Origin of the sequence: Singulisphaera photorubra (assembly GCF_045290345.1) — a bacterium.
In the GTDB taxonomy this organism is placed as follows: Bacteria; Planctomycetota; Planctomycetia; order Isosphaerales; family Isosphaeraceae; genus Singulisphaera.
Genome location: NZ_CP155447.1, coordinates 10,659,773 through 10,682,465, shown reverse-complemented (window position 1 = coordinate 10,682,465; position 22,693 = coordinate 10,659,773). Strand labels below are relative to the sequence as shown.

Annotated in this window: 17 protein-coding genes; 11 read left to right on the top strand and 6 right to left on the bottom strand. The window is 64.0% G+C overall.

Annotated features, from left to right (window positions below; genetic code table 11):
* Positions 1 to 10 precede the first annotated feature (10 nt).
* Both V5E97_RS39905 and V5E97_RS39900 read left to right on the top strand, forming a co-directional pair.
* On the top strand, positions 11 to 355 hold the full coding sequence (locus V5E97_RS39905; RefSeq protein ID WP_406697119.1) for a hypothetical protein: 345 nt from the start codon (positions 11 to 13) through the stop codon (positions 353 to 355).
* A 139-nt stretch (positions 356 to 494) separates the two neighbouring features.
* Positions 495 to 863 (top strand): DUF6896 domain-containing protein, encoded by a 369-nt coding sequence (locus V5E97_RS39900; RefSeq protein WP_406697117.1) that lies wholly within the window; start codon positions 495 to 497, stop codon positions 861 to 863.
* A 628-nt stretch (positions 864 to 1,491) separates the two neighbouring features.
* Here the strand turns inward: V5E97_RS39900 and V5E97_RS39895 are convergent.
* Positions 1,492 to 2,607: a hypothetical protein gene (locus V5E97_RS39895; protein WP_406697116.1), complete on the bottom strand. Its 1,116-nt coding sequence runs from the start codon at positions 2,605 to 2,607 to the stop codon at positions 1,492 to 1,494.
* A gap of 439 nt (positions 2,608 to 3,046) precedes the next feature.
* Between V5E97_RS39895 and V5E97_RS39890 the strand changes: the two genes are divergently transcribed.
* The 6 genes from V5E97_RS39890 to V5E97_RS39865 all read left to right on the top strand — a co-directional run bounded on the left by V5E97_RS39890 (position 3,047) and on the right by V5E97_RS39865 (position 10,942).
* On the top strand, positions 3,047 to 4,819 hold the full coding sequence (locus V5E97_RS39890) for a proline--tRNA ligase (RefSeq protein WP_406697115.1): 1,773 nt from the start codon (positions 3,047 to 3,049) through the stop codon (positions 4,817 to 4,819).
* Positions 4,816 to 5,127, top strand: a complete 312-nt coding sequence (locus V5E97_RS39885; protein WP_406697114.1) for a hypothetical protein — start codon at positions 4,816 to 4,818, stop codon at positions 5,125 to 5,127. The genes V5E97_RS39890 and V5E97_RS39885 overlap by 4 nt, the downstream gene beginning before the upstream one ends.
* Positions 5,128 to 5,217: 90 nt before the next feature.
* Positions 5,218 to 6,366, top strand: a complete 1,149-nt coding sequence (gene mqnE / locus V5E97_RS39880) for an aminofutalosine synthase MqnE (RefSeq protein WP_406697113.1) — start codon at positions 5,218 to 5,220, stop codon at positions 6,364 to 6,366.
* A gap of 104 nt (positions 6,367 to 6,470) precedes the next feature.
* A complete protein-coding gene (locus V5E97_RS39875; RefSeq protein WP_406697112.1) occupies positions 6,471 to 8,285 on the top strand; it encodes an ankyrin repeat domain-containing protein in 1,815 nt (604 codons plus the stop codon).
* Between the two features lie 226 nt (positions 8,286 to 8,511).
* Positions 8,512 to 9,216 carry a methyltransferase domain-containing protein gene (locus V5E97_RS39870; RefSeq protein ID WP_406697111.1) on the top strand — a complete coding sequence of 235 codons (705 nt, stop codon included), beginning with the start codon at positions 8,512 to 8,514 and terminating at the stop codon, positions 9,214 to 9,216.
* Positions 9,217 to 9,307: 91 nt separating this feature from the next.
* Complete coding sequence (locus V5E97_RS39865) at positions 9,308 to 10,942, top strand: alkaline phosphatase family protein (protein ID WP_406697110.1); 1,635 nt, start codon at positions 9,308 to 9,310, stop codon at positions 10,940 to 10,942.
* Positions 10,943 to 11,002: 60 nt separating this feature from the next.
* Here the strand turns inward: V5E97_RS39865 and V5E97_RS39860 are convergent, their stop codons facing one another.
* Both V5E97_RS39860 and V5E97_RS39855 read right to left on the bottom strand, forming a co-directional pair.
* The gene (locus tag V5E97_RS39860; protein WP_406697108.1) at positions 11,003 to 12,142 is read right to left on the bottom strand and encodes a sialidase family protein; all 1,140 of its coding nucleotides are present in this window, start codon (positions 12,140 to 12,142) and stop codon (positions 11,003 to 11,005) included.
* Positions 12,143 to 12,489: 347 nt separating this feature from the next.
* Positions 12,490 to 12,828, bottom strand: a complete 339-nt coding sequence (locus V5E97_RS39855) for a hypothetical protein (RefSeq protein ID WP_406697107.1) — start codon at positions 12,826 to 12,828, stop codon at positions 12,490 to 12,492.
* Between the two features lie 306 nt (positions 12,829 to 13,134).
* On the opposite strand from V5E97_RS39855, the gene V5E97_RS39850 reads away from it, so the two are divergent.
* The 3 genes from V5E97_RS39850 (at position 13,135) to V5E97_RS39840 (ending at position 19,124) form a co-directional block, all read left to right on the top strand.
* Positions 13,135 to 13,647 carry a hypothetical protein gene (locus V5E97_RS39850; RefSeq protein ID WP_406697106.1) on the top strand — a complete coding sequence of 171 codons (513 nt, stop codon included), beginning with the start codon at positions 13,135 to 13,137 and terminating at the stop codon, positions 13,645 to 13,647.
* Between the two features lie 32 nt (positions 13,648 to 13,679).
* Positions 13,680 to 15,788, top strand: coding sequence for an efflux RND transporter periplasmic adaptor subunit (locus V5E97_RS39845; RefSeq protein WP_406697105.1), 2,109 nt, complete (start codon positions 13,680 to 13,682; stop codon positions 15,786 to 15,788).
* A gap of 81 nt (positions 15,789 to 15,869) precedes the next feature.
* Positions 15,870 to 19,124, top strand: coding sequence for an efflux RND transporter permease subunit (locus tag V5E97_RS39840; protein ID WP_406697104.1), 3,255 nt, complete (start codon positions 15,870 to 15,872; stop codon positions 19,122 to 19,124).
* Between the two features lie 198 nt (positions 19,125 to 19,322).
* Here V5E97_RS39840 and V5E97_RS39835 read toward each other — a convergent pair whose 3' ends face one another.
* From V5E97_RS39835 to V5E97_RS39825, 3 genes are all read right to left on the bottom strand, one after another.
* Complete coding sequence (locus V5E97_RS39835) at positions 19,323 to 19,826, bottom strand: Fur family transcriptional regulator (protein WP_406697103.1); 504 nt, start codon at positions 19,824 to 19,826, stop codon at positions 19,323 to 19,325.
* Between the two features lie 260 nt (positions 19,827 to 20,086).
* Positions 20,087 to 20,887 carry a hypothetical protein gene (locus V5E97_RS39830; protein ID WP_406697102.1) on the bottom strand — a complete coding sequence of 267 codons (801 nt, stop codon included), beginning with the start codon at positions 20,885 to 20,887 and terminating at the stop codon, positions 20,087 to 20,089.
* A 52-nt stretch (positions 20,888 to 20,939) separates the two neighbouring features.
* Positions 20,940 to 22,502, bottom strand: a complete 1,563-nt coding sequence (locus V5E97_RS39825; RefSeq protein ID WP_406697101.1) for a GspE/PulE family protein — start codon at positions 22,500 to 22,502, stop codon at positions 20,940 to 20,942.
* Between the last annotated feature and the right edge of the window lie 191 nt (positions 22,503 to 22,693).

Sequence of the window (22,693 nt, the reverse complement as noted above, 5' to 3'; positions counted from 1 at the left end):
GAGCCGCCCTGTGGAATCCTGGAAAAACGAGACCTGGGTCTGCTTCGATTGCCGAGAGACCGTACGTCGCCCGTCGTACTACCGCAACGCCGTCCCCTGCCCGAAATGCGGGTTCGCCTGCCATTGTATCGGAACCAAGATCCGCATCCCTGCAAAGGGTGACAAACGGGCGTGGCGAGATCTCCGCGAGGGCATTCGCGAGCGACTTCACGCGGACCAAGAGCGATTGGAGCGGATGCGCGTCCAGCATCGCCATCGGTTGGAGCAACAGATCGTCGAGATGGAGGCAAAATCGGCGAACCAAGACCGTGCCATCACGATTCACCGCTTACGGGAGCGACTTGCCACGATGTAATACAAGTGCATGTGACATTGTTGTCGACTCAAACGCCTCACGGGCGACGGAGGTGCGCAGCCATGAATCCCAATCCTCGCGGACATAAATTGGGCGGTTCCGCTCGGCCCAGGATCGCGGGGTCGCGGTCGTATCGGAGGTGCTCGGGCCCGCGTTCGGGGTCCGGCTGCCCGCGACGAATCGCGAGTGGGTCACCATCTGCGGGGAGTGCGGGCGATACAAGGTCAGCCGTATCGGCGGCATCGGGGTCTACGCCCACGGCTTCGGGATCGAGTTGGTCCTCTACGGGGTGACGATGAACTTCGACTGGGGTGACTCGGGAGATCCGGACGGGGTCGATACCTGGCGGTTGTGGAACTTCGTCCGAGTCAACAGGATCGCGGTCGACTGCAGGAGCTTCGCCCAAATCCAGTCGTGGCTGGAGGAGGCTGCCGCGATCGGCGAGCTGACCGAAGATAGGCACCTCTACTACTCGCCCACACACCGCGCGAGGCCCTCAGCACCCTGACCACCCACCAGAGCGAGCCACGACCTGGGGAGTGCTTACCTACCCCTGGTCGACCGCTGATCCACGATTCGGATCCGTCGGGATAAATCGCGAGCGATCCGGATGCATAGAGTCCCGGAATGTGCAGGTATTTCCCAGGGTGAGCAAGTTCAAAATGTCGGGAATAACGTCATTTAGAACTCTTATGCGTTCGGTGTGGCGATCATCACCACGACTGCCCCAACCGTGGGTGTAAGGCCCATGGTTGGCCCAACCTTAATGTGCCCCTGGAGCACATTTAACATGAGGCCAGCCCATGACACAGCCAAATGCCATGTTATCCGGGCATTTCAAATGTGGTTTGTGGCCAGATTAACAGGGGGAGAGCCCCTGTTCTTGAAGGTGAGTGTGGATCACCCTAACCGCCCGGTTGGCCCGGCCTGATGTCTACAAGATCACCACACCAGGCTGCTTTGCTTCAGACGAATTGGAGAGATGCCCCACTCGAGTGATGAATCCCACTCTCCAGAAACGCCGACGGCCCGTCCGAATGATGTCGGACGGGCCGCGTGAGTCGACGAAGGTGTCGAGGATGTTACTCGGTCTGGCCAGAAGGAACCCTTCGGCCGGCCCTGGTCTCCCCTCGGGCTCAGAAGAGGTTGGGAGGGTTGACGAAGATCGGATTCCCCACCCGGGTACCCGGCGTCAGCGGGAAGGGGAAGGGCTGATTGTCGGTCCCATCGCCGGCCACGACGACACCCGCCGGAGGCAACCCGCCGATCGGCGGACCCACCTTGTGGATCAGGCTGAGCCCACTGGTCCGCACCTTGTGGCGGCCAATCTTGCCGAGCTGCTTGATCGAGTTCGACGGGTCGACTACCACGCCGATGTAGTAGTTGCGCGGGCGGTCGGGAAGGGTGACCGCGTTGCCGATGATCGTCGCCACGTTGTTCGGCGTGTTGATGGTCGACTGGCCGAACGCCTGGTTTCGCGACGGAACCGTGTCGATCCCAGAGATGTTGTCCAGGGTGTAGAGCGCGATCACCGAGCTGCCCGGCCCGAATGTGCGATCCACCGAAGCCACCAGGGCCACGGTCACCGGCCCCTGGGTGGAGCTGTCGACACTTCCGAAGTTAGCCACCTGAATGTTCGGCTGAATCGTGTCGCCCGGCTGCAACGTCGGCGGCAGAGCGAAGCCCACCGCCGCGAGTTTCGGCAGTGGCGCCGCGATCAGGACGGGCGACCGCCGGCTGATGTTGTTCGTGTAGTCGGACTCGAGGATGTTCCGTCCCGGGTTGATCTGGAAGAAGACGTTGATTGCGCCCCCTTCATTGGCAAACCCAGGGGGCCGGCTGGGCAACTGGAATGTTCCGGTGAACTGTTGGACATTGTTTTGGGTGATGCTCGGGATATCAAAGACCCCGATCTGCACCGCCCTGCGGTTCGGACGATTGTTTTGTGGCGCTGCGAAGACAGCCACCTGGGTCGGTCCGGCGTCAGCCGTGCTCGTCGCTCCGGGCTGGAGCGCCAGGGGCTCGATCAGGGTGCTCGAACCGGTGTTTTTGACGTCGATCGTCACGGTCAGGGGGCTATCCCAGGCCGCGGTCGGGGCCGTAAATCCCTGGACTGTGAGGTCGGGGAGCGAATAGCCCAACGGCGTATACGCCATCAATTCACGCCCTTCGAGGCGTTCCAGGCTGGCAAGTTCTGGTCGGCGTCGGGCGCGACCCTTCCGGCGATCGCGCCGGGATACCCATGGTAACACCGAACACCTCCCTGCGGCTGAGGGTCCACGGCCTCCCGAGCCTTCCGTGAGCTCAGAACAGTGGACCTTGTTTCCCCCAGCCATCAACATTGTTGATTTTCGGCGAGACGATGCAATCCGTAACGGCCCGTTCGCTTTCGTTCCCGAACCCTCGGACACTGGTCTAGATTGTCGTCCGTCCGAGCGGCTGAAATTGGGGCCAATTCGCCGTCATCCGAGGTTTTGGGTCGTGCCGTGAACAAGATAACGAGCGATCGGAACGTCGGGTTTCGTCGGGGTTTGCAGGTCGAACCGGATCGGCCGGGAAGACCGCGCTCCGCGATGGGGGGGCGATCTGGTAGATTATCCGTTCCATGACCCCCGCCTTGGCCCGACGCAACGGGATTCAGGTGTGTGTCTCGGACTCCCTAACGTCCGCAACCGAGCGAGGAGCGATCCCGTGCGCTGGTCGAAAGCCTTGATCCCGACGCAGAAAGAAACCCCGGCCGATGCCGTGGCGCCGAGCCACGTCTTCCTCCTCCGCGCGGGGATGGTCCGGCAGCTTGGTGCGGGTGCCTATACTTATCTCCCCCTCGGCTTTCGCGTCCTCAATAAGGTGATTCAGATCATCCGCGAGGAGATGGACGCGGCTGGCGCCTCCGAGCTTTTGATGCCCGCGCTTCAGCCGGTCGAGCTCTGGAAGCAATCGGGCCGGTACGAGACCTTCGGCGAACTCTTGATGCAGCTGACCATCAGCAACAATCAGACGATCGCACTCGGGCCGACCCACGAAGAAGTGATCACCGACCTGGTCCGCGACCTCGTCAAGTCGTACCGGCAGCTCCCGATCACCCTCTACCAGATCCAGACCAAGTTCCGCGACGAGCCTCGTCCCCGGTTCGGCATCCTCCGGACCCGCGAGTTCCTGATGAAGGACGCGTACAGCTTCGACGCCGACGTCGAGCAACTGAACACCAGCTACGACGCGATGTACGAGGCCTATTGCCGGATCTTCGATCGTTGCGGGATCCCGTACGTCATCGTCGAGGCCGAGAGCGGGCCGATCGGCGGAGATAGCTCGCACGAATTCATGGTCCCGTCGTCGACCGGCGAGGACGTCGTCGTCCAGTGCCCGGCATGCAACTACGCGGCCAACCGCGAGCGTGCCGAGATCGGCGAACGCCCGGCCGCTCCGAAGTTCGCCGACGTCGTGGCTCCGTTCGAGGAAGTGGCGACCCCCGGCAGGCGCACGATCCAGGAAGTCTGCGACTTCCTCAAGGTCGACGAGTCGACCACCGCCAAGTTGCTCGTCTTCCTCGCCGACGACAAGCCCGTGGCCGTCTTGATCCGAGGCGATCATGAGGCCAATGAAGCCAAGGTCCGCCGCACGTTCGAGGCGACCACCCTCGTCGCCGCCGACGCGGCGACCGTGGAAAAAGTCACAGGCGCTCCGATGGGCTTCCTCGGCCCGATCGCGATCAAGATCCCGATGGCGATTGACCGCTCGGTGGCCGAGATGCCCACGGCCGTGGTCGGCGGCAACGCGGTCGACATCCACCTCAAGGGGGTGGTCCCCGGCCGTGATTTCCCGCTCGAACGCGTTGTCGACCTCCGCAACGCCGCCGAAGGGGACCCCTGCCCTCGCTGTGGCGAGACGATGATCGTCAAGCAAGGCATCGAGGTCGGCCACGTCTTCAAGCTCGGCACCAAGTACTCCAAGGCGATGGGGGCGACCTTCCTCGACGACAAGGGGGCCGAGATCCCCTTGATCATGGGATGCTACGGGATCGGTGTAAACCGGATCGTCGCCGCGGCCGTCGAGGCGGGACACGATGCCAACGGCATCGTCTGGCCCCTGCCGCTCGCCCCTTACGAGGCCTTGATCGTTCCGCTTCAGCCCCAGAATGCGGCGGTGCTCGAAGCGGCGGAAACGCTCGAAAAGCAGTTCACCGCGGCGGGAATCGACGTCCTGATGGACGATCGCGAACAGCGCCCGGGGGTGAAGTTCAAGGATGCCGACCTGATCGGGATTCCGCTCCGCATCGTGATCAGCGAGCGCGGACTCAAGGAGGGAACGATCGAGGTGAAGTGGCGCACCGACGCCGCCGCCCACCAGGTTTCGGCCGCGACCGCAGGCGAGGCGATCCTTGCCGAATTGGAGGCGACCCGAAAGGGACTGGCCGCCACCTGCGTCGAGCGTCGAATTGCACGTGCCGCGGCGAAAGGTCAATGAGCCAGACACCCCCTCCGATTCCGAAAACCCCGTTCGTCCTCCTCGGCCTGCTGACGGTCCTCACCGTCAGCGGGCCGGTCGCGATCACCCAGACGATCAAAGGAGGGGCCAGCCCTGGTTGGCCCCCTGATCGGCCCGTCGAGTGGTGGACCTTCGGCCTGGTGACCGGGGCCGTGCTGATCTTGATGACGGCCTGCCTCGCGATCGGCCTGGTCAACTGGCGAAAGACCCTCGCCCAACGCCCCGCGAGGCCGCAGGGCGGATCCCTTATGTCCACTCCCGTTGATGATTCTTTCAATTCGGACTAAAATGACAAAAAGAGCAGAAAGAGGGACGCGCCGCAGTGTCGTGGAAGTCGGCCCAGGGATTGGTGCGATCAAAGAGAGGTAGGTCAGGTCATGCCGTCTGAAGCATCCCGGATGGAGACGATCCGCGAAAAAGTCGAGGCCGGGCAGCGTTTGAGCTTCGATGATGGCATCGCCTTGGAGGAGTCGAACGACCTGTTCGCGCTCGGTTCGATGGCCAACCTGGTGCGCGAGCGGTACAACGGCAACTTCGGCTACTTCAACGTCAACACCCACATCAATCCGACGAACGTCTGCGTCTACACGTGCGACTTCTGCGCCTTCCGGGCCGATCTCAACGACCCGCGTGCGTACGTGATGACCCAGGAGCAGATCGTGGAGCGGGCCCGCCAGGCGCATGAACGCGGGGCGACCGAGCTGCACATCGTCGGCGGCTTGCACCATAAGTTGCCGTTTGAGTATTACGTCGACGTGGTTCGCTGGATCCGCGAGGCGGCCCCCGAGATCCACATCAAGGCGTACACCGCGGTCGAGATCGAGTTCTTCGCCAAGATCTCCCGGCTGTCGGTCGAGGTGATCCTCCAGCGTCTGATCGAGGCGGGTCTGGGGAGCCTTCCTGGGGGAGGAGCCGAGATCTTCCACCCCGAGGTCCGCGCTGAGATCTGCGGGGCCAAGGCGTCGACCGAGACCTGGCTCGACGTGCATCGGACCGCGCACCGGCTGGGCCTCCATTCCAACGCGACCATGCTCTACGGCCACATCGACAAGGCCAAGCACCGGATCGACCACATGATCCGCCTTCGCGAGCTGCAAGACGAGACGAAGGGATTTCAGACCTTCATCCCGCTGGCCTTTCACCCCGATAATTCGCGGATGGACGAATTGCCCAAGCCGTCGGGGGTCATGGACCTCAAGACGATGGCGATCAGCCGGCTGATGCTCGACAACTTTCCGCACATCAAGGCCTACTGGGTCATGCTCGGCATCAAGACCGCTCAGGTCGCCTTGTCATTCGGGGCCGACGATATCGACGGGACCGTGGTCCACGAGAAGATCTACCACGAAGCGGGCGCCGAGACCCCGCAAGAAGTGACCGTCGCCGAGATCCAGCGCCTCATTACCGAGGCAGGACGCATCCCGGTCGAGCGCGACACCCTCTACCATCGGGTCGAGCGCGAAGGGGGCCAATGGGTTTCGCGTGAGCATATCGACGTGGTTGCTCTTTCGGGGGCGGGAAAGTAAGCGTTCGCGGTTCGTCGGGAAGGCAAGCGGGGAACGCGAGTTCCCCGCCCACCTCGCTCAGAGAAGCGGGAGAGCGGACACTCTCAACCATGGCGAGATCGCACATGGCGAAGAAAGTCAGCCGAAATCGGAACCAGGCGGTGATGTCGGCGGTCGAGGCGGGCGACATCGCGCTTCTACGCGAGATGATTGCCGCGGGGGCGGACGTTGAACTGAAGCAAGAAACCTCGGCCTTGGGACGCGCGGTGGAGCTGGGCGATCTCAACATGGCCGAAGCCCTGCTCGACTTGGGGCATAGCCCGAATTGGGGAGGCGTGGCCCTTCCCCTTTGCGAAGCTGTGCGCCGAGGCAATCGGCCGCTGTTGGATTTGCTCCTGGCTCGCGGGGCCGATGTCGACGGGGAAGAGGAAGACGGGGATACGGCGATCATGTTCGCGGCTGGCAGCGGCGACCTAGCCCTCCTGCAACGGCTCGTCGCCGCCGGCGCAGACCTCAACCGGATCAATCGAGCAGGGTGCGACGCCCTCGACTATGCCTGTCGTGGCCCCAGTGCGGACGTGCTCGACTGGTTCTTGCCCCTGTACCCGAAGTCTCGGCAGGACCAGGTCAGACGGCAAGCCCATCTCGTCGTGGAGAAGCAACAGGCGGTTGCCAAGAAGAAAAAGCTTCGCAAGGTGGCCGAGCCGACGACGTCCGAAACGAAGCCAGCGACTCCCGCCCCTCTCATTCGAGCCTTTCAACGCGGCGAGATCGAGTCCTTTTTCACGATGCTCGCGGCGGGCGGCGATCCCAACGAGGTCAATGGCGAGGGGACGACGCTTCTGGCATTGGTGGCTGGCTCGTGGAGTGGCGTCGATCTGGTCGAGCCGCTACTCAAGGCGGGGGCCGACCCGAATCGTGCCTCAAAGTTTATCCCGCTCCTGATGGCCGCGGGTAACGGGGTGGAATCGGTGGTCCGGCTCCTGTTGGCGGCCGGTGCCGATGTCCTGACGCGTAATGAGGACGGAAGAACCGCGCTCATGGCGGCCGCCGCGTCCGGGAATCTCGAAGTTGTGCAACGGTTGCTCGATGCCGGAGCGGACCCGAATGCGGAAGACCGTGAAGGGCGCACGGCCTATCAGCAAGCGCTCGAGTGCAACAATGAGGAGATCGCGGAGTTATTGCGCGGGAGGACCGTGGCGACCGAGGACGCGGAAAAACCGTGGCGGCTCAACCAAGCCGGCCTCTCCCTGGAACGTCGGCTGCTGGCGGCGGCCAAAGCGGGCGACGTCGAATCGGTTCAGCGCTTTCTGGCGGAAGGAGCGTCGATCGATCCGGCGGATGAAAGCCATGACACGCCGCTTCATCATGCCGCGGAATCGGGCCATCTGGAAACGGTCGATGCCCTGCTCGAAGCCGGTGCGCCGCTCGAGGCTTGCGGTTGCGCCGATCATACGCCGTTGCTGACCGCCATCCAGGCCGGGCAACTGACGGTGGTCCGCCGCCTCATGGAGGCGGGCGCCAATCCGCTTGCCAACGAAGGCCGAAGTCAGTCCGCTCTGCATCTGGCGTGCGCGGCGAACCAGGGCTTGGAGTTGGTCGAACTTTTGCTCGAGTCGGGTGCCAATGTGAACGCTCTGGAGCCCCAAACCCTGGCCACTCCGTTGCATGTTGCGGCAGAGCGGGATCAGGCGGCCATCGTCGCCCAACTCCTTGCGGCCGGGGCCGATCTGCAGGCTCGCGATCAGAATGGCTGGACGCCTTTTTTGGTCGCCGCGCTGAGGGCGGATCTGAGGACGATCCAGTTGCTGATCGACGCCGGGTCGGACGTGAAGGCCGTCGACGATGACGGTCGCAACGCGTTCACGCTGGCCAAGAGCTGGGGCCAACCCCAGGTGGCTGCCTTCCTCGAATCGCTCGCGGACAGTTCCGAAGCGTAGCGATTGAATTCGCGATCCGCGGCGCGTGACAAACAACGCGAATTGCGTCGAATCGGCGGCGAGCCGGCTCAAAGTCGTGATTCGTGTCCCCCAAATCCGGGTGCGAGTCGTTGCGGGGTTCGCATTGACCTCGTTTCCGGCTTGGCATAAGATCCGCGCAAACCGGAGTTGTCCGTCAGGCCGACCGTTCGGCCTCGGCCTGTGTGCTCATGGAGGAGCGCCCGCGATGCGAGATCATAATAAGGCGTTCTGTCGCCTTGTGGCCGATAACTTTGAGTGTCCCGGCCCCGTCTATGAGTTCGGCTCATACCAGGTGGAGGGACAGCTCGACTACGCCGACCTGCGTTCCATGTTTCCCGGCCGGGAATACGTGGGTTGTGACATGCGACCCGGCCCTGGGGTCGATCGCGTCGAGGACGTCAGTGCGATAACCCTCGGCGATGAAACGGCGGGAACGATCCTCTGTATCGAGACGTTCGAGCACGTGTTCGAGGTCCGCAGGGCGTTCGACGAGGTCTTCCGGGTGCTCAAGCCGGGCGGCCTGTTCGTGATCACGTCGCCCTTGAACTTCCGGATCCACGGATATCCCGACGACTACTGGCGGATGACCCCGAACTGTCTGCGGCGGATGATGACCCCGTATGCCGCTCGTCTGACCGGCTACCAGGGCTACCACAAATTCCCGCACTCGGTGATGGCGCTGGGCGTCAAAGGGCCGAGCCCGGTCGGATTCGCACGCAAAGCCGACGAGTTGGCCTTGGCCTACCGGGCCTGGCTTCGGAAGACCGAGGAGAGCCTCCCGTTGACCGAGAAGGTCCGCCGCGGGCTGTCGCGGGTCTATCGCTCCAAGGGCGAGCGCTACCAGGTCTCCGACTATTATTCGGCCGACTTTACCCTGGACGTCGAGGGTCAGCTCGCGAACGCGGGCTGATTGCGCTGCGAGCGTTCGCCGTTGCTGGTGACGGATCGCGCGGGTGATCCAACCGGTCTTCTCTCGGTCCCTACTTCTTGAGGTCGTGCCGATGTCGACAACGCTCAACCGCCTCGTGATTCTCGGGCTCGACGGTGCCACGTGGACCGTTCTTGACCCGATGCGGAAGCGCGGCCTGATGCCGAATCTCGACGCACTGCTGGCGCGGACGGCTCATGGGACCTTGCGGTCGATCGTTCCCCCAGTGACGTCGGCCGCCTGGACGACGATGATGACCGGTTGTGGTCCGGCCCGCCATGGGGTCTTCGACCATCGCTACTACGATGTGGCCGCCGGTCAGATGAAGGTCAACCACTCCGCCAGGGTACGGGTGCCGACGTTCTGGCACCTGCTTTCCCAGGCAGGGCGGTCGGTGGTCAGCCTGAATGTGCCGGTCACCTATCCGCCGCTGGCCGTCCGGGGTGTGGTCGTCTCGGGCATGGACGCGCCTCATCTCGACGCCGCGCTCTCGGGTGCCCCTGAATTCGCCGAACGGCTTCGCGCCGAGGTGCCCAACTACAGCCTCAAGTACTTCTGGAAGCGTGCCCCACAGTCGCTCGCCGAGCTCACCGAGAACGCCCGGCTCACGGCCGAGAGTTTCATGGGACGCGCTGAGGGGGGAGTGCTCGCGGACCGGATGGTGCCCGACTGGTCGGCCTTGATGGTCCAGTTCCAGAACCTCGACCCGTTCCAGCATCGTGCCTGGCGCTACTTGAACGTGGATGAGACGGGGATCGACAACCCGCCTTGGAACGCCGCGGCCGGCGAAGTCATGCGTGGGCTCGACCGGGCGATTGGGACCTTGGTCGAACTGGCCGACCGCCGCAACGCGGGGGTCCTGGTGGTCAGTGACCACGGCTTCGGTCCTTGCCTGGGCCGGATCCATGTGAACCGGATCCTGATCGAGGCCGGGGTGGCGCGTGTGCCGGGAGTCTCGGGCAAACTCGTCCGTCGGGCCAAGCAAGCCGCCGACCACGCGCGGCTCTGGGGGGCAAAGCGTGACGATCCCTCGGCTCGTTCGTCGTCGTTCGATCTCTCGGTGGAAGCCCAGTTCCCGTTCGACTGGAAGCGGACTCTCGCATTTGCGCCGCACCAGGATACGGCGGCGATGGTTTATTTGAACTCGACCGACCGGCGGGCCGGCGCACCGTTGACCACGCCCCGGCAAATCGACGAGGCTCGCGTCGCGGCGTCGCAAGCGTTGGCCGAAGCTCGGCATCCGGAATCGGGCACTCCCTTGTTCCCGCTGGTCATCTCGACCGCCGAAGCCTACGGCCTTGACCCGGCCCGCGAGGGGTACCCCGACCTGATCGCGCTTCCGGACGAGTCGTACTGGGTTCGCACCAAGCTCGCCCCGGGCCGAGGGTGGGTCGAACCCGACGCGAACTTGCCCGGCACGCATCGCCCCGAAGGGATCGTCGCGCTCTGCGGAGCAGGGATCGAACCGGGCCGGACGCTGCAGGCCGAACTGCCCGACATCGCCCCCACCGTCTTGAAGCTGCTGGGTCTCCCGATTCCCGGGCATATCGAGGGGAAGCCCCTCCCCTGCATTGCCGAGCTCCCGACCATCCGCCAGGATCCCGCGACCCCGGCCGTCGTCGGGCCTCATCGGGCCCAGTTCGACTACACGCCCGAAGAGCAGGCGATCATCGAGCAGCGGTTGGCCGATCTTGGCTACCTGGAATAAAGTTCCAAGGACTGTCGGCCGGACGACTCAAACGGTTGCGGGTCCGACAGTTTAATCAGCCTATTGGTTCCTTGGCTGTTCGAGCACCACGGAGACGATGCCGCCGACTTCTTTGGCTTCCCAGGCCGCGACCACCGGGCCGCGGCCATCGGGAGCGGCGGCGACAACCGGATCGGAAGCTCGTTCGTCGAGGGTCCGCAAACTGGCGTCGGGCAGCAGCGCCAGGAGTTTGCCCGGCCGGTTCTCCAGCCACACGGCGTACGAGCCCTCGGTACCGAAGGCGGTCCAACCTTGGACACCGCGGCCAAGGGATCGCTCTGCTTCACCTGGCCTCGCGGCGAACATCGACCCGGCCCTCATCCAGACCGTCTCGACTCGTCCCGCAGGCCCGGCGGCGACCGCACCGCCGTCCATCGGGCAGGCGTTCAGCGGCCAGCTCCCACGGCCGAGCTTCTCCGCCGGACGGAACGTCTTGCCGCCGTCAGACGAACGGGTGAGATAGAGGTCGCGGGCACCCCTGACCTGATTGCGCCACATGACGTGGAGCGTGCCATCGGGGCCGAACGCCGCGGAGGGATGGCAGCACTCGCACACGCTCCTGTCTGGGGAGCGGTATACCAGGGCCTCTGGCTCCCAGTTCACGCCGCCGTCCTTCGAGAGGGAGCCGTAGATCTCCGTCTGCTTATTCCGGAGGTCAAGCCAGGTGCAGAAAACCTGCCCGTTGGGGCCGGCGGCCATGCCGTGGAGGCCCTCCCGAGCGGAGCTTTCGACCGTATTCACGCGGGTCGGCCCGGTCCACGTCTTGCCGCCATCCGGCGAACGCCAGGCGAGGACGTCGCCGTCCCGACCTTTGCCCTCACGGCCGCCGATCGCTGTGACCACGACGGCCTCTGACGTGGCTGCGACCCGTGGCCCCCGGCGCATGCCGAGGGCGAGCGAACCGACGGATCCGACGGTGTTCACGTCATAGTTCCGCCCGCCATCGCTCGAGGCGGCAAGGCGGATCGTGTCGTCCCGGCCGAAAACGATGTAGATTCGACCACCGGAGTCCACCGCGACCTGTGGCTGCTTGGCGTCGCGGTCAGGTCCGTCCTCAGCGACAACTCGGACTGGCTCCGAGCCCATCGCTCCGGTTGCGATGATGCTCAGAGCAAACAGCACGCCCAGGCGGAGTCGGACTCGTCTCGTTGGTTGTTGCATCGTCGAACCTTTTCCGGAGGCTGGAGGTAAAGCTTCGCCTAACCCGTTATGGGGCTATCAACGATTTACAATGGATCGTCACGGATGGAGAGAGCAACGTGGTCACCGTCCGCCAGGTAGTAGGACAGACTTGCCGCGGTCGCCCGCGACAAGCGACAGGTGGCGCTGACAAAGAAGCGTGACGATCCGAACAGGACCTCGGGCAAACGGCCTTGGTTGACCACGTGCGGAGGTGTGGTTACGATATTTTGGAGAAATCGCCCAATGTAATTGACGCTGCTCGCGGATCTCGTTCCGAGTGACATCTCTTGAAGTTTTTGAGCCGGACACCGACAGGCCTGGTCTTGTCAGCCCTCATGCTGACTTGCGGCCTTGCGCCGCCCGGTATCCGACATACTCACGAAGGAACAGGTCAGCACCATCATCATCATACTGAGCGTCATCCTCATAGGCACGCCCGGACTTCCCCGGACGATGGGCATTCCCACGATCACCATCCCGCTCATCACGGCGAACAGGAACGGGACCCGCTCGCAGGGCGGACGTCCCACGTCCACTTCGCCTGGCTTGGTTTCGAGCTGACATACCCCGATCCGGAAAGCACCTCGGGGCAGACCGACCAACCCGATGACGCAGGAATGGCCTTCGTCCGCCTGATCGATGATGGCTGGCGCGGCCCGCTCCAAGATGGGCCGTGCGTCGATTGGAATCCTTCACCTCTGACCTGGGCCTCATTTCTCGACTTTGCGCCCTCACCATGCCCCTATCCGGCCGCTCCGCCGGGTTCCTCCCCTCTTCTGTCTGATGCTGCGCGCCATGCGCGCTCAGGCGTTCTCCGCATCTGATCGCCCACCTCACGCTTCATCCCAAGACTCCTCCGCCCGCCTGAACCAGGCGGCTGCGTGAGCCTCCGTCGTTCGTTGTGACCACGTTCAGAGAAATCCATCGATTCCCCTCAGGTGAAGGAGTCTTCCATGGTCCGTTCCAGGATCTTGGCCGCCTATTTCGCGAGTTTCACCGTCTCGGCTTTTCTGACCGGCTGCGGCGAGACGAATCCACAACCCCCTGCGCAGCCGTCGAATCCCGCGGCCGTTTCCGAAGTGAATGCCGCCGTCTCAGCGGACCCCGACGATCTGCCAATCAAGGAGGCTGATGTGAAGCGTCCGGCAGACTTCCCAGCCGCGCTGACGAGGATCAAGGGCTATCGCGATACGATCCGCGACGAGATCGCCGCCGGGCGACCAACCAAGGCCCATCGGGCGCTCGACGAGCTGGACATCGTTTTGAACTGGCTGCCGGAGGTCGCGCGAGACAGCAGTGTACCCAAGGAACAATGGGAGACGGTTAATACAACCGCTCAACAGATTCGTGAACTCTTTAACAAGGTTCACACCAAGATCGACGCCAAACAGAATCCCGACTATTCGTCCGTCTCGAAGGCCATCGATCAATCCATCAAGCAGTTGGACGAAGTCGCCGGGACGGTTCCTGCCACCAAGGGTTGAAATTCGCTTGGTCCCGATCGGGAGTCGCCGCCATGAGTCCGAACCGAATTGATGTCACGCGACACGCCCGGCTGCGGCCAGCCCGGGTTGCCCTGTTACTTGGGGTCGTGGCGGCGGTGCACAGGGTCATTCCTGCCCATGGCCACGAGGGGCATGCCGCTTTGCCCACGAAGGGAGCGACCGTCGAGGGCAACCAGATCCTGCTCACCGCCAATGCCCGCGAAGCCCTCGGCCTGGAAGTCGCCAAGGTAGCGCTTGGCGATGTACACCGCGTGATGCGAGCCCAGGCCAAGGTTCAGCTCCCCTGGAGTCGGCAGGCAATGATTACCACGCTGGTGCCGGGGCGGATCGAGCGTGTGCTCGTCCGGCCGGGAGACGCCGTCGTGTCCGGACAGGAGCTGGCCCGCGTCGAGAGTCTGGAGCTGGAGGCGTTCCAACGGGAGATGCTCCGGGCGGTCGCCGAGCACGCGTTGGCCAAACGGCTTCTCGAGCATCAAGAGGAACTGGGCCGAACGAATACCTCCGCCCATGTCGTCGTGCTCAAGGCGCGGAGGAGCTTCGAGGAAGCCACGTCCCGGCTGGCGATCACGACCCAAAAGCTACGCGCCCTGGGGCTCAGTCGTGAGACAATCGCAAGCGTCCGAACCACGGGCCAGCCGCAGCGGACCGTCTCGATCACAAGTCCCATCACCGGCATGATTCGGCATGCGGATGTCCGGGTGGGCCAGGTTGTCACACCAACCGAGCATCTCTTCCACGTTCTCGATCTCTCTGAGGTCGAGATCGTTGGTGAGCTCTTGGAGTCGGACGTCGGGCGGTTCCGCATCGGCCAGGCCTTCACCGCGACATTTGCCTCGCTGCCGGGAAAAGTTGCGCAAGGTCGGATCGAGCATAGCCACCAGACCATCGAATCCAAGGCCCGCACACTGTCCGTCTTAGCTCACGTCGACAACAGGGATCACGCGCTCCGCCCAGCGATGTCCGGCCTGATGGAGATCCGCGCAGGGACGGCTGAAGGGGCGATTGTCTGTCCAACGGATGCGCTCATCGAGGGCAAGGACGACGTGTTCGTGATGAGACTGAGGGGAGAAGGTCGATACGAACGCCGCCGAGTGAAGATCGGCACTCGGGCCGGCAATCGGGTCGAGATCAGCGACGGACTCTTCCCTGGTGACTACGTCGTCGTTACCGGAAAGCACGTCTTGATCTCCTTGCTGGGAACCGCCTCTGAGCCGACAGCGGACGCTCTGGGCCCGAGGCCGGTGAGTCCTTTGCCCGTCGTGCGAGGTGCCAGGCAGATCCCCAACGGATCGGCCTCGGCGTTCGGAGCCCGGACCAGGATCGTGGCACAGGCGACCGTCGAGCTCCCCACAGACCGCAAGCGCTTCGCCAACCCTCGGATCGAGGGACGGATCGCCAAGATCCTCGTCCACTCGGGGGATCAGGTGCGTGAAGGCCAGATCCTGGCCGAGATCGACAGCCTCTCACTCCGGAACCTCCAGCTCGACCTGGTTCAGGCCCGCGTCAGTCGGGAATGGTGTTTCCAGGAGGTCAGCCGACTTCGTGCCCTGGCACCGATCGGCGCGTCTCCCAAGGTAGACCTCTGGCGAGCCGAGGCCGAGCTGCAAATCCTCGACAACACCCTGGCGGCCTTGCGGGCCAAGTTGCTCGCCATCGGCCTTACGGCGGACGATCTCCGAAAAATCGGTGAGGCCAACCTCGCCTCCCCGGAATCGGAAGTGGTGCTCGCGATGACGGTCCCGATCCGTGCCCCACTCTCGGGACGGCTCGAGCACTTCGAGGTCGTGCCTGGGCAGGTGGTCCGGCCGTCTGATGCGCCGTTCGAGGTTCACGACGCCTCCCGGCTCTGGATTAAAGGCTATGTGCTCGAACGGGACGCGGCAAGGGTCCGGATCGGCGACGAAGCCAGCGTGACCTTCCCGTCACTGCCCGGCCGGACGGTGACCGGTGCCCTGGTCCGCATCGCGCCGGAACTCGGCCCCGGCGAGCTCGTCCTGCCCGTCTGGGGCGAGGTCGACAACCCCGACGGGCTGTTGTTCGAAGGGGCGCAGGCGAGCATGACCATCGCGAGTCCGCTCGCCCCGGGCGATCGAGATCGAGTGGCTCGTCGAGGTCGTTGAGGCCGCCCGACATTGGCCGGGGGCGCGGTCACAAGGTGGGGATTGGTGTCAGAGTCGGAACCGAGACCGGGGTCCAGTCGCATGCTCAGTTCGCTCATCCAGTTCTCGCTCAAGAACCGCCTGCTCGTCCTGGTCGGCTCGCTGGTCCTGGCCGCGTACGGGGGCTACCGCGCGACCCAGATCCCAATCGACGTCTTCCCCGACTTGAACCGGCCCATGGTCACCGTCATGACCGAGTCCCACGGGCTCGCGCCCGAGGAGGTCGAGACTCTGGTGACGTTCCCGATCGAGGCGGCGATGAACGGAGCCAGCGGCGTCCGGCGCGTCCGCTCCGCCTCCGGCATTGGGCTCTCGATCGTCTGGGCCGAGTTCGACTGGGGCACGGACATCTACGTCGCCCGCCAGATCGTTGCGGAGAAGCTCCAACTTGTCCGCGCCCGGCTTCCGACCGATTTGAACCCGGTCATGGCTCCGATCACATCGATCATGGGCGAGGTTTTGCTGATTGGTCTTACCTCCAACGGCGCGACGAACGCGATGGAGCTTCGCACGCTCGCCGACTGGGTCGTCCGCCCGCGCCTGCTCGCTCAGGCGGGCGTTGCCCAGGTCACCGTGCTTGGCGGTGAACTGAAACAGTATCAGGTGCTCACCTCCCCTGAGCGGCTGGCTCGGTACGGCGTGACGCTCGACGAACTCACCCGCGCCGTCTCTCGGTCGAACGCAGCCACTGGCGGCGGTTTCCTGCAGGAGAAGGACCGGGAATCGCTGATCCGCATCGTCGGGCGAGCCACAAGCCTCGGCGATCTTGCCGAGACCGTTGTTCGCACGGGCGACCCCGTACCGATCACCGTGCGGCAGGTCGCGGAGGTCCGCCTCGGGGGGCCGGTCAAGCGTGGCCAGGGAAGCGTCGGCGGCAAGCCTGCCGTAATCCTCTCGGTGCAGAAGCAGCCGGGGGCCGACACGCTGGACCTGACCCGACGGATCGACCACACCCTGGGCGAAATCCGCGCCACGGTGCCGACCGGCGTGACCCTCGACACGGAGATCTTCCGCCAGCAGCGGTTCATCGATACGGCGATTGCAAACGTCCTGGAGGCGATCCGCGACGGGGCCTTCTGGGTGGTCGTCGTCCTGTTCCTCTTTCTCTGGAATCTTCGGGTCAGCCTGATCACGCTGGCGGCGATCCCACTCTCGATCGTTGTCACCGCACTCGTGTTCGACTATTTCGGGGTGACCATCAATACGATGACGCTCGGCGGCCTGGCCGTGGCGATTGGCGAACTGGTCGACGACTCGATCGTTGACGTCGAGAATATCTACCGACGTTTAAAGGAGAACGCCCAGAAGGAACGACCTGACCCGCCGCTGGAAGTTGTCTTCCACGCTTCAGCGGAGGTGCGAAACAGCATCGTCTACGCCACCCTGATCGTCGTCCTTGTGGTCACGCCCCTGTTTTCACTGCCCGGTCTCGAAGGGCGGATGTTTGCCCCCCTGGGCGTATCGTACCTGCTGACCCTGCTGGCCTCGCTCCTGGTCTCGCTGACAGTGACCCCGGCGCTGGCCTCTCTACTCCTCCCCCGTGCCCGGTTCCTGGCACGGCATGGCGATCCCCTGCTGCTGCGGGGCCTGAAGCGCCTTGACGAGCAACTGCTCCGGTTCACGCTGCGGCACACGACCGCCATCCTCCTCTCCGTCGCGTTGCTGGTCGTGGTCTCGGCAGCGAGCATCGGCTGGATGGGAGGCGAGTTCCTCCCCGAGTTCAACGAGGGGACGCTGACCCTGGCGGCGACTTGCCCCCCAGGCACGAACCTCGCGGAGTCGGATCGCCTGGGAACGCGGATCGAACAGATGCTCCTGAAAATCCCCGAGGTCACGCATGTCGCCCGCCGGACGGGCCGAGCCGAACTGGACGAGCATGCCGAGAACGTCAATTTCTCCGAGATCGACGTCGGCCTGGTCGAACCCGAGCGCCCGCGGCCGGGGGTGATCAACGCCGTCGCACGGGCGCTGCCCGGTCTCCGCGACCATGGGATCGAGCGCGTCGGGCGGCCCAGAGCGGTCGTGCTGGCCGAGATCCGTGACACGCTCTCGGAGATGCCGGGCGTAGTCTTCAACATCGGCCAGCCGATCTCACACCGGCTCGACCACATCATGTCGGGGATCCGCGCCCAGGTCGTTGTCAAGTTGTTCGGCCCGGACCTGATCGTGCTCCGCGACAAGGCCGACGAAATTGCCCTGCTGATGGCCGCGGTCCCGGGCGTGGTGGACCTCCAGGTCGAGCCGCAGGTGGACATCCCCCAGGTCCAAGTCCGCATCAGGCGCGAAGTGGCGGCACGCCATGGCCTGGCCCCCGGCGATGTGGCCGAGGCGTTGGAGACCGCCTTCCAGGGACGGGCCGTCTCCCAGGTGCTCGAGGGGCAGCGGACCTTCGACCTCGTCGTCTGGTTTGACGAGCGAGCGCGCCACGATGTCGAGGTGGTCCGGTCGACTTTGATCGGCACTCCGTCGGGAGCGAAAGTGGCCCTGGGAAGCGTCGCTGAGGTGCTCCAGACCGTCGGACCGAACACAATCAACCGCGAGAACGTCGTTCGCCGTATCGTCGTGCAGGCGAACACGGCCGGGCGTGACCTGACGAGCGTGGTCGAGGAGATCCAGGCGACGGTGGCAAGGTCGGTGGTGCCCACGCTGCCTCCCGGCTTCTTCGTCGAATACGGCGGGCAGTTCGAGGCCCAGCGAGCGGCCAATCGTCGCCTCCTCATCCTCAGCGGACTCTCGATTCTGGGAATCTTTCTGTTGCTCTACAAGTGCTTGGACTCCTGGCGGGCCGCCTTGCAGGTGCTGGTGAACGTCCCTCTGGCGGCGATCGGCTCGGTCATCGCCCTGTTCCTCGTTCACTGGCCGGGGGGGCAAGCGTTTCAGGGGGCACCATGGTGGCAATGGCCCCGCATCTGGGGTGGGTCGGTTACCCTTTCGGTGGCGCACTGGGTGGGATTCATCACCCTGATCGGCATCGTCTGCCGCAATGGAATTATGATGATCTCGCACTACATCCACCTCATGCGGCACGAAGGGGAGACCTTCGGCGAGGCGATGATCATTCGAGGGAGCCTGGAGCGGCTTGCCCCGGTCCTGATGACGGCCTTGACTGCGGCGATCGGGCTCGTCCCGTTGGCGCTGGGGGAGGGGCAGACGGGTAAGGAGATCCTCCACCCGCTGGCCATCGTGGTAATTGGTGGGCTGATCAGCTCGACGCTGCTTGATCAGGTGGTCACTCCGGCCTTGTTCTTTCGGTTCGGCCGGGGTGCCGACCGGGAAGGGAAGACCGGACCCGGGTAGGCGAGCCCGTCGACGCCACTGGATGGCGAGAACCTGTTGCGAACTCCGGAGCTTGGCCGTCGCCGCGGTGCTGGAACTCCGTGACGCGTATTTCAGCAGGCAGGTTCATCGCGGCTTGGGGAAACAGACGCGAGTGGACCACTCGGTGGTCAACCGCACTTCTCGGCAAGACGGGGACCGTGGAAGAGGCTGAACGGCTCAGATCAGATCAAGCCGGCGACGCGGGCTGCGGGCGCGACTGCAGGTGGAGCAGACGCCCGAGATGACAAACCGGTGTCCGGAGGACCGGAATCCGTGTTCCTGACTGATCGCCTCGCGCAACTTCTGAATCTCTTCGTTGCGGAATTCAATGATGGTATTGCACTCGGTGCAGTGCAAATGGTCGTGCGACGGGTAACCGTAGTCGTGCTCGTAGGCGCTTCGGTTCGTCAGGCGAAGCTCGCGGAGTAATCCCGCTTCGACCAGGAGCCGGAGGGTGCGATAGACCGTCGATCGACTTACACGACGCCCGGCCTCACGCAGGTCGGCCACCAGCTCATCGGCGTCGAAATGCTTGTGGGAGTCGAAGATGTGGCGGATCAGGATGCGCCGGGGCTCGGTCAGCTTCTCGCCACGGATCTCGAGAAACTCCCGGAACTTCTCTTCCGGGCTCTCAGAAACCACGATGGGATCAAGGGGTGCGGAATTCGACACGAGCCACATCCTGAAAGGGAATCTCGGGAACGACATGGTGAAAGCCGACCCGTGAATCAAGAATCATTATTATTCTAGCAACTCAGGTCGCCTACTTCTACTCGACTCGCCCTGAGTCGCCCGATTTCCCGAGGGGAAAGTCGGGGGACTCCGTGTAACCTGGCTACGCTGATCGGCGTGGTTGATCTGAATTCCCGGATGACGAAGCGGTTTGGCTTCGCCCTCCGGGAATCAAGTCAGATCAGGACAATCTCCGGTCGACTCCGCGCTCAGTTGCTCGGGGTCAAGGAGATCGTGGGGCCATTTCCGGGCGTCGGTTCGCCGGCAGGGGCGAACGACGAGGCGGCTCCGGCTCCGGTTCCCGCCGGAGCGGAAGTCGGTGAAGCGACGGCCGGGCGGCTAAGCTTGGCCTGGAGCCCTTCCAGGACGGTGTGGAGGTGACGCACCGCATGGTCGCACCCTTGCGGGTTGCCCGAGTAGGAGAAGGCGTTGGCGCGGAGCCGGCCGAGACTGCGCTCGTAGGCGACAACATGGACCTGCTCAACAAAGTCGGTCGCCGGCGCTCCGCAGTGCCCCTTCACTCGGAAGAGGTCCCCGGACGCGAGGAGATCGATGAGCGGTTTGAGATCGGTCTGGCTGACGTGGTGGGTCCCTTCGTTATCAAGGACGGTGCCGTCGGCGTAGACCTGCAGGACCATTCCGAACTGATTTCCATCACTCGAACGGACCAGCGAGATCCGTGAGAGGATCGGGTCGGACTCGGTGCTCGCCCGGCTGACGCGGGGCTGGGGGACCAAACGAGGCGTTGCCCCATTATTTGGAGCGGGCGCCGGCGTTGTGGCTGAGAACAACATCCCCTGGGGCGGCTCAGACGGCGACGGTGCCCGCGGGGCGGGGGTCGTCGGTGAGGGGGTTGACGGGGCGGAATTCGCGGGACTTCCGCCAAATCGAAAAAGGCGACCGAGGCGGCTGGGCTCTTCGCCGTAGCTGGCCTGGTGGCTCGTGAGTGCAACGAAAAGGCTGGGGGCGACCAGGGTCACACCCAGCAACGTCTTCAAGCCGGGACGCATGCCGACCTCCTTGCCGGTTAGCTCTCGGATCCGATTGGCACAACACGGCGGCTCACATCGAGACGACGCGAAACACCTCCTCGACCGTGGTCGTGCCTTCCAGAATCTTATCGACCGCGCTCCGCTTCAACGTTTGCATTCCCAGATCGATCGCCACGCGGCGAAGCACATCCTTGGGTATCTGCTGGAAAATCAGGTCGCGAAGCTCGTCGTTGATCTCCATGATTTCGAAGATGCCGGTCCGCCCGAGATAGCCCGACTGAAAACAGGCGGGGCAACCCAGACCGCGGTGGAGGATCAGGCCCTCGTGCTCCGCGGGGTCGAGGTCGAGCGCGCTCAGCACCTTCGGGTCCGCAACCTGGTTGACTCGGCAGTACGGGCAAATTTTGCGGACCAGCCGTTGCGAAACGATGGCGACGAGGCTGTTCGAGAGCTGATACCCAGGAATTCCGAAGTTGTAGAGGTTGCCGATGGTGCTCGGCGCATCAGCGCCATGCACCGAGCTGAAGACGAGCACGCCCGTGACGGCGGCCCGGATGCCGATCCGCGCGGTCTCGTCATCCCGGATCTCGCCAATCATGATGACGTCCGGGTCCTGGCGAAGCATCGACCGCAGGCCTTCGCTGAAGTGCAACTCGTTGCTGACCTGCGTCTGGTTCGTCCCCGGGATCCTGGTTTCGATCGGGTCCTCGATCGTCATCACATTACGCGTTGGGGAGTTGACTTTCGACAGGCAGGAGTACAGCGTCGTCGTCTTCCCCGATCCGACCGGACCTGCCACCAGAATGGCACCGTAGGGATGCGCCACCAGGCGATCGAGCTGTTCTCGCTGCTTCGGAGGCATCCCGAGTCGTTCGAAGCCGTGGGGGCCACCCATTGTGTCATGGATACGGATGACGATCTTCTCCCCGAGCGAGGTCGGGAAGGTGGCCACGCGGAGGTCGCGGGATTTGTTGGCGTGCTGGATTGTGATCCGGCCGTCCTGGGAGTGGCGGCGGTCGACGATGTTGAGGTTCGACATCACCTTGAGGCGGCTGACCAGGGGCATGGCCTCGCGGGCTTCGAGTTGCACGACTTCCTGGAGTTGGCCGTCAATCCGGAAGCGAACCCGGACGCCGGCCTCGGTGGGGTCGAGGTGGACGTCGGTCGCACGCGACTCACAGGCGCAGGCGAGGATTTGATTGATCAGATCCGGGATGCTGGCCGTGGTCGCCAACTCCTTCAACTCGTTGCGCATATCGAGCTGGAATTTTGTTCGGTCGGGTGAGAGCGGCTGGGCCGCGACCGACGCGCCGTTGCACTCGGCGCTGGCAGGCTTTGAACCGTTGACCTCGGCCAGGGAGGTGAGCCGCTCGAAGGCGAGCGCGTTCAGTCGTTCCGGGGCGATCAGGTTCAGTTCGAGGATGGCCTGGCGGAGGTTGAGATGATTCTTTCGGCCATAATTCAGGGCTTCCTGCAAGGCATCGCCCGTGAGCAGGCCGTTACTGACCAATACCGAGATCAGGATTTGATCGGCCGCGGATTCCGCCGGTAAGTCCTCGCGACGAGGGGCGGTGCGGTTCGCCGACAGGTCTCGATCTTCAAGGGAATGGCTCGGTGAGCTCGGGGTTTCCACGTCGGGAACCTCCTAGGCAATGCCTGGCGGCGCAACCCGAGTCTGACCGAGATGCCCTCCCGATCTGGGAGTTCGGGGCGCTGGGATCGGAGAAATCTGATCGATGTGACTTGATTGTTTCCGAACCCCAGCCGGGAAGCGAGGAAAATCCGCGGTCGACGCGCAAAAAAAAAGCACTGGCGACCGATCGA

Bases quoted from the DNA above. Each gene is read 5' to 3' on its own strand.
- V5E97_RS39865 (WP_406697110.1), top strand. From the start codon at position 9,308: ATGTCGACAACGCTCAACCGCCTCGTGATTCTCGGGCTCGACGGTGCC.
- V5E97_RS39860 (WP_406697108.1), bottom strand. From the start codon at position 12,142: ATGCAACAACCAACGAGACGAGTCCGACTCCGCCTGGGCGTGCTGTTT.
- V5E97_RS39885 (WP_406697114.1), top strand. From the start codon at position 4,816: ATGAGCCAGACACCCCCTCCGATTCCGAAAACCCCGTTCGTCCTCCTC.
- V5E97_RS39840 (WP_406697104.1), top strand. From the start codon at position 15,870: ATGCTCAGTTCGCTCATCCAGTTCTCGCTCAAGAACCGCCTGCTCGTC.
- V5E97_RS39835 (WP_406697103.1), bottom strand. From the start codon at position 19,826: ATGTGGCTCGTGTCGAATTCCGCACCCCTTGATCCCATCGTGGTTTCT.
- V5E97_RS39875 (WP_406697112.1), top strand. From the start codon at position 6,471: ATGGCGAAGAAAGTCAGCCGAAATCGGAACCAGGCGGTGATGTCGGCG.
- V5E97_RS39870 (WP_406697111.1), top strand. From the start codon at position 8,512: ATGCGAGATCATAATAAGGCGTTCTGTCGCCTTGTGGCCGATAACTTT.
- mqnE (WP_406697113.1), top strand. From the start codon at position 5,218: ATGCCGTCTGAAGCATCCCGGATGGAGACGATCCGCGAAAAAGTCGAG.
- V5E97_RS39830 (WP_406697102.1), bottom strand. From the start codon at position 20,887: ATGCGTCCCGGCTTGAAGACGTTGCTGGGTGTGACCCTGGTCGCCCCC.
- V5E97_RS39845 (WP_406697105.1), top strand. From the start codon at position 13,680: ATGAGTCCGAACCGAATTGATGTCACGCGACACGCCCGGCTGCGGCCA.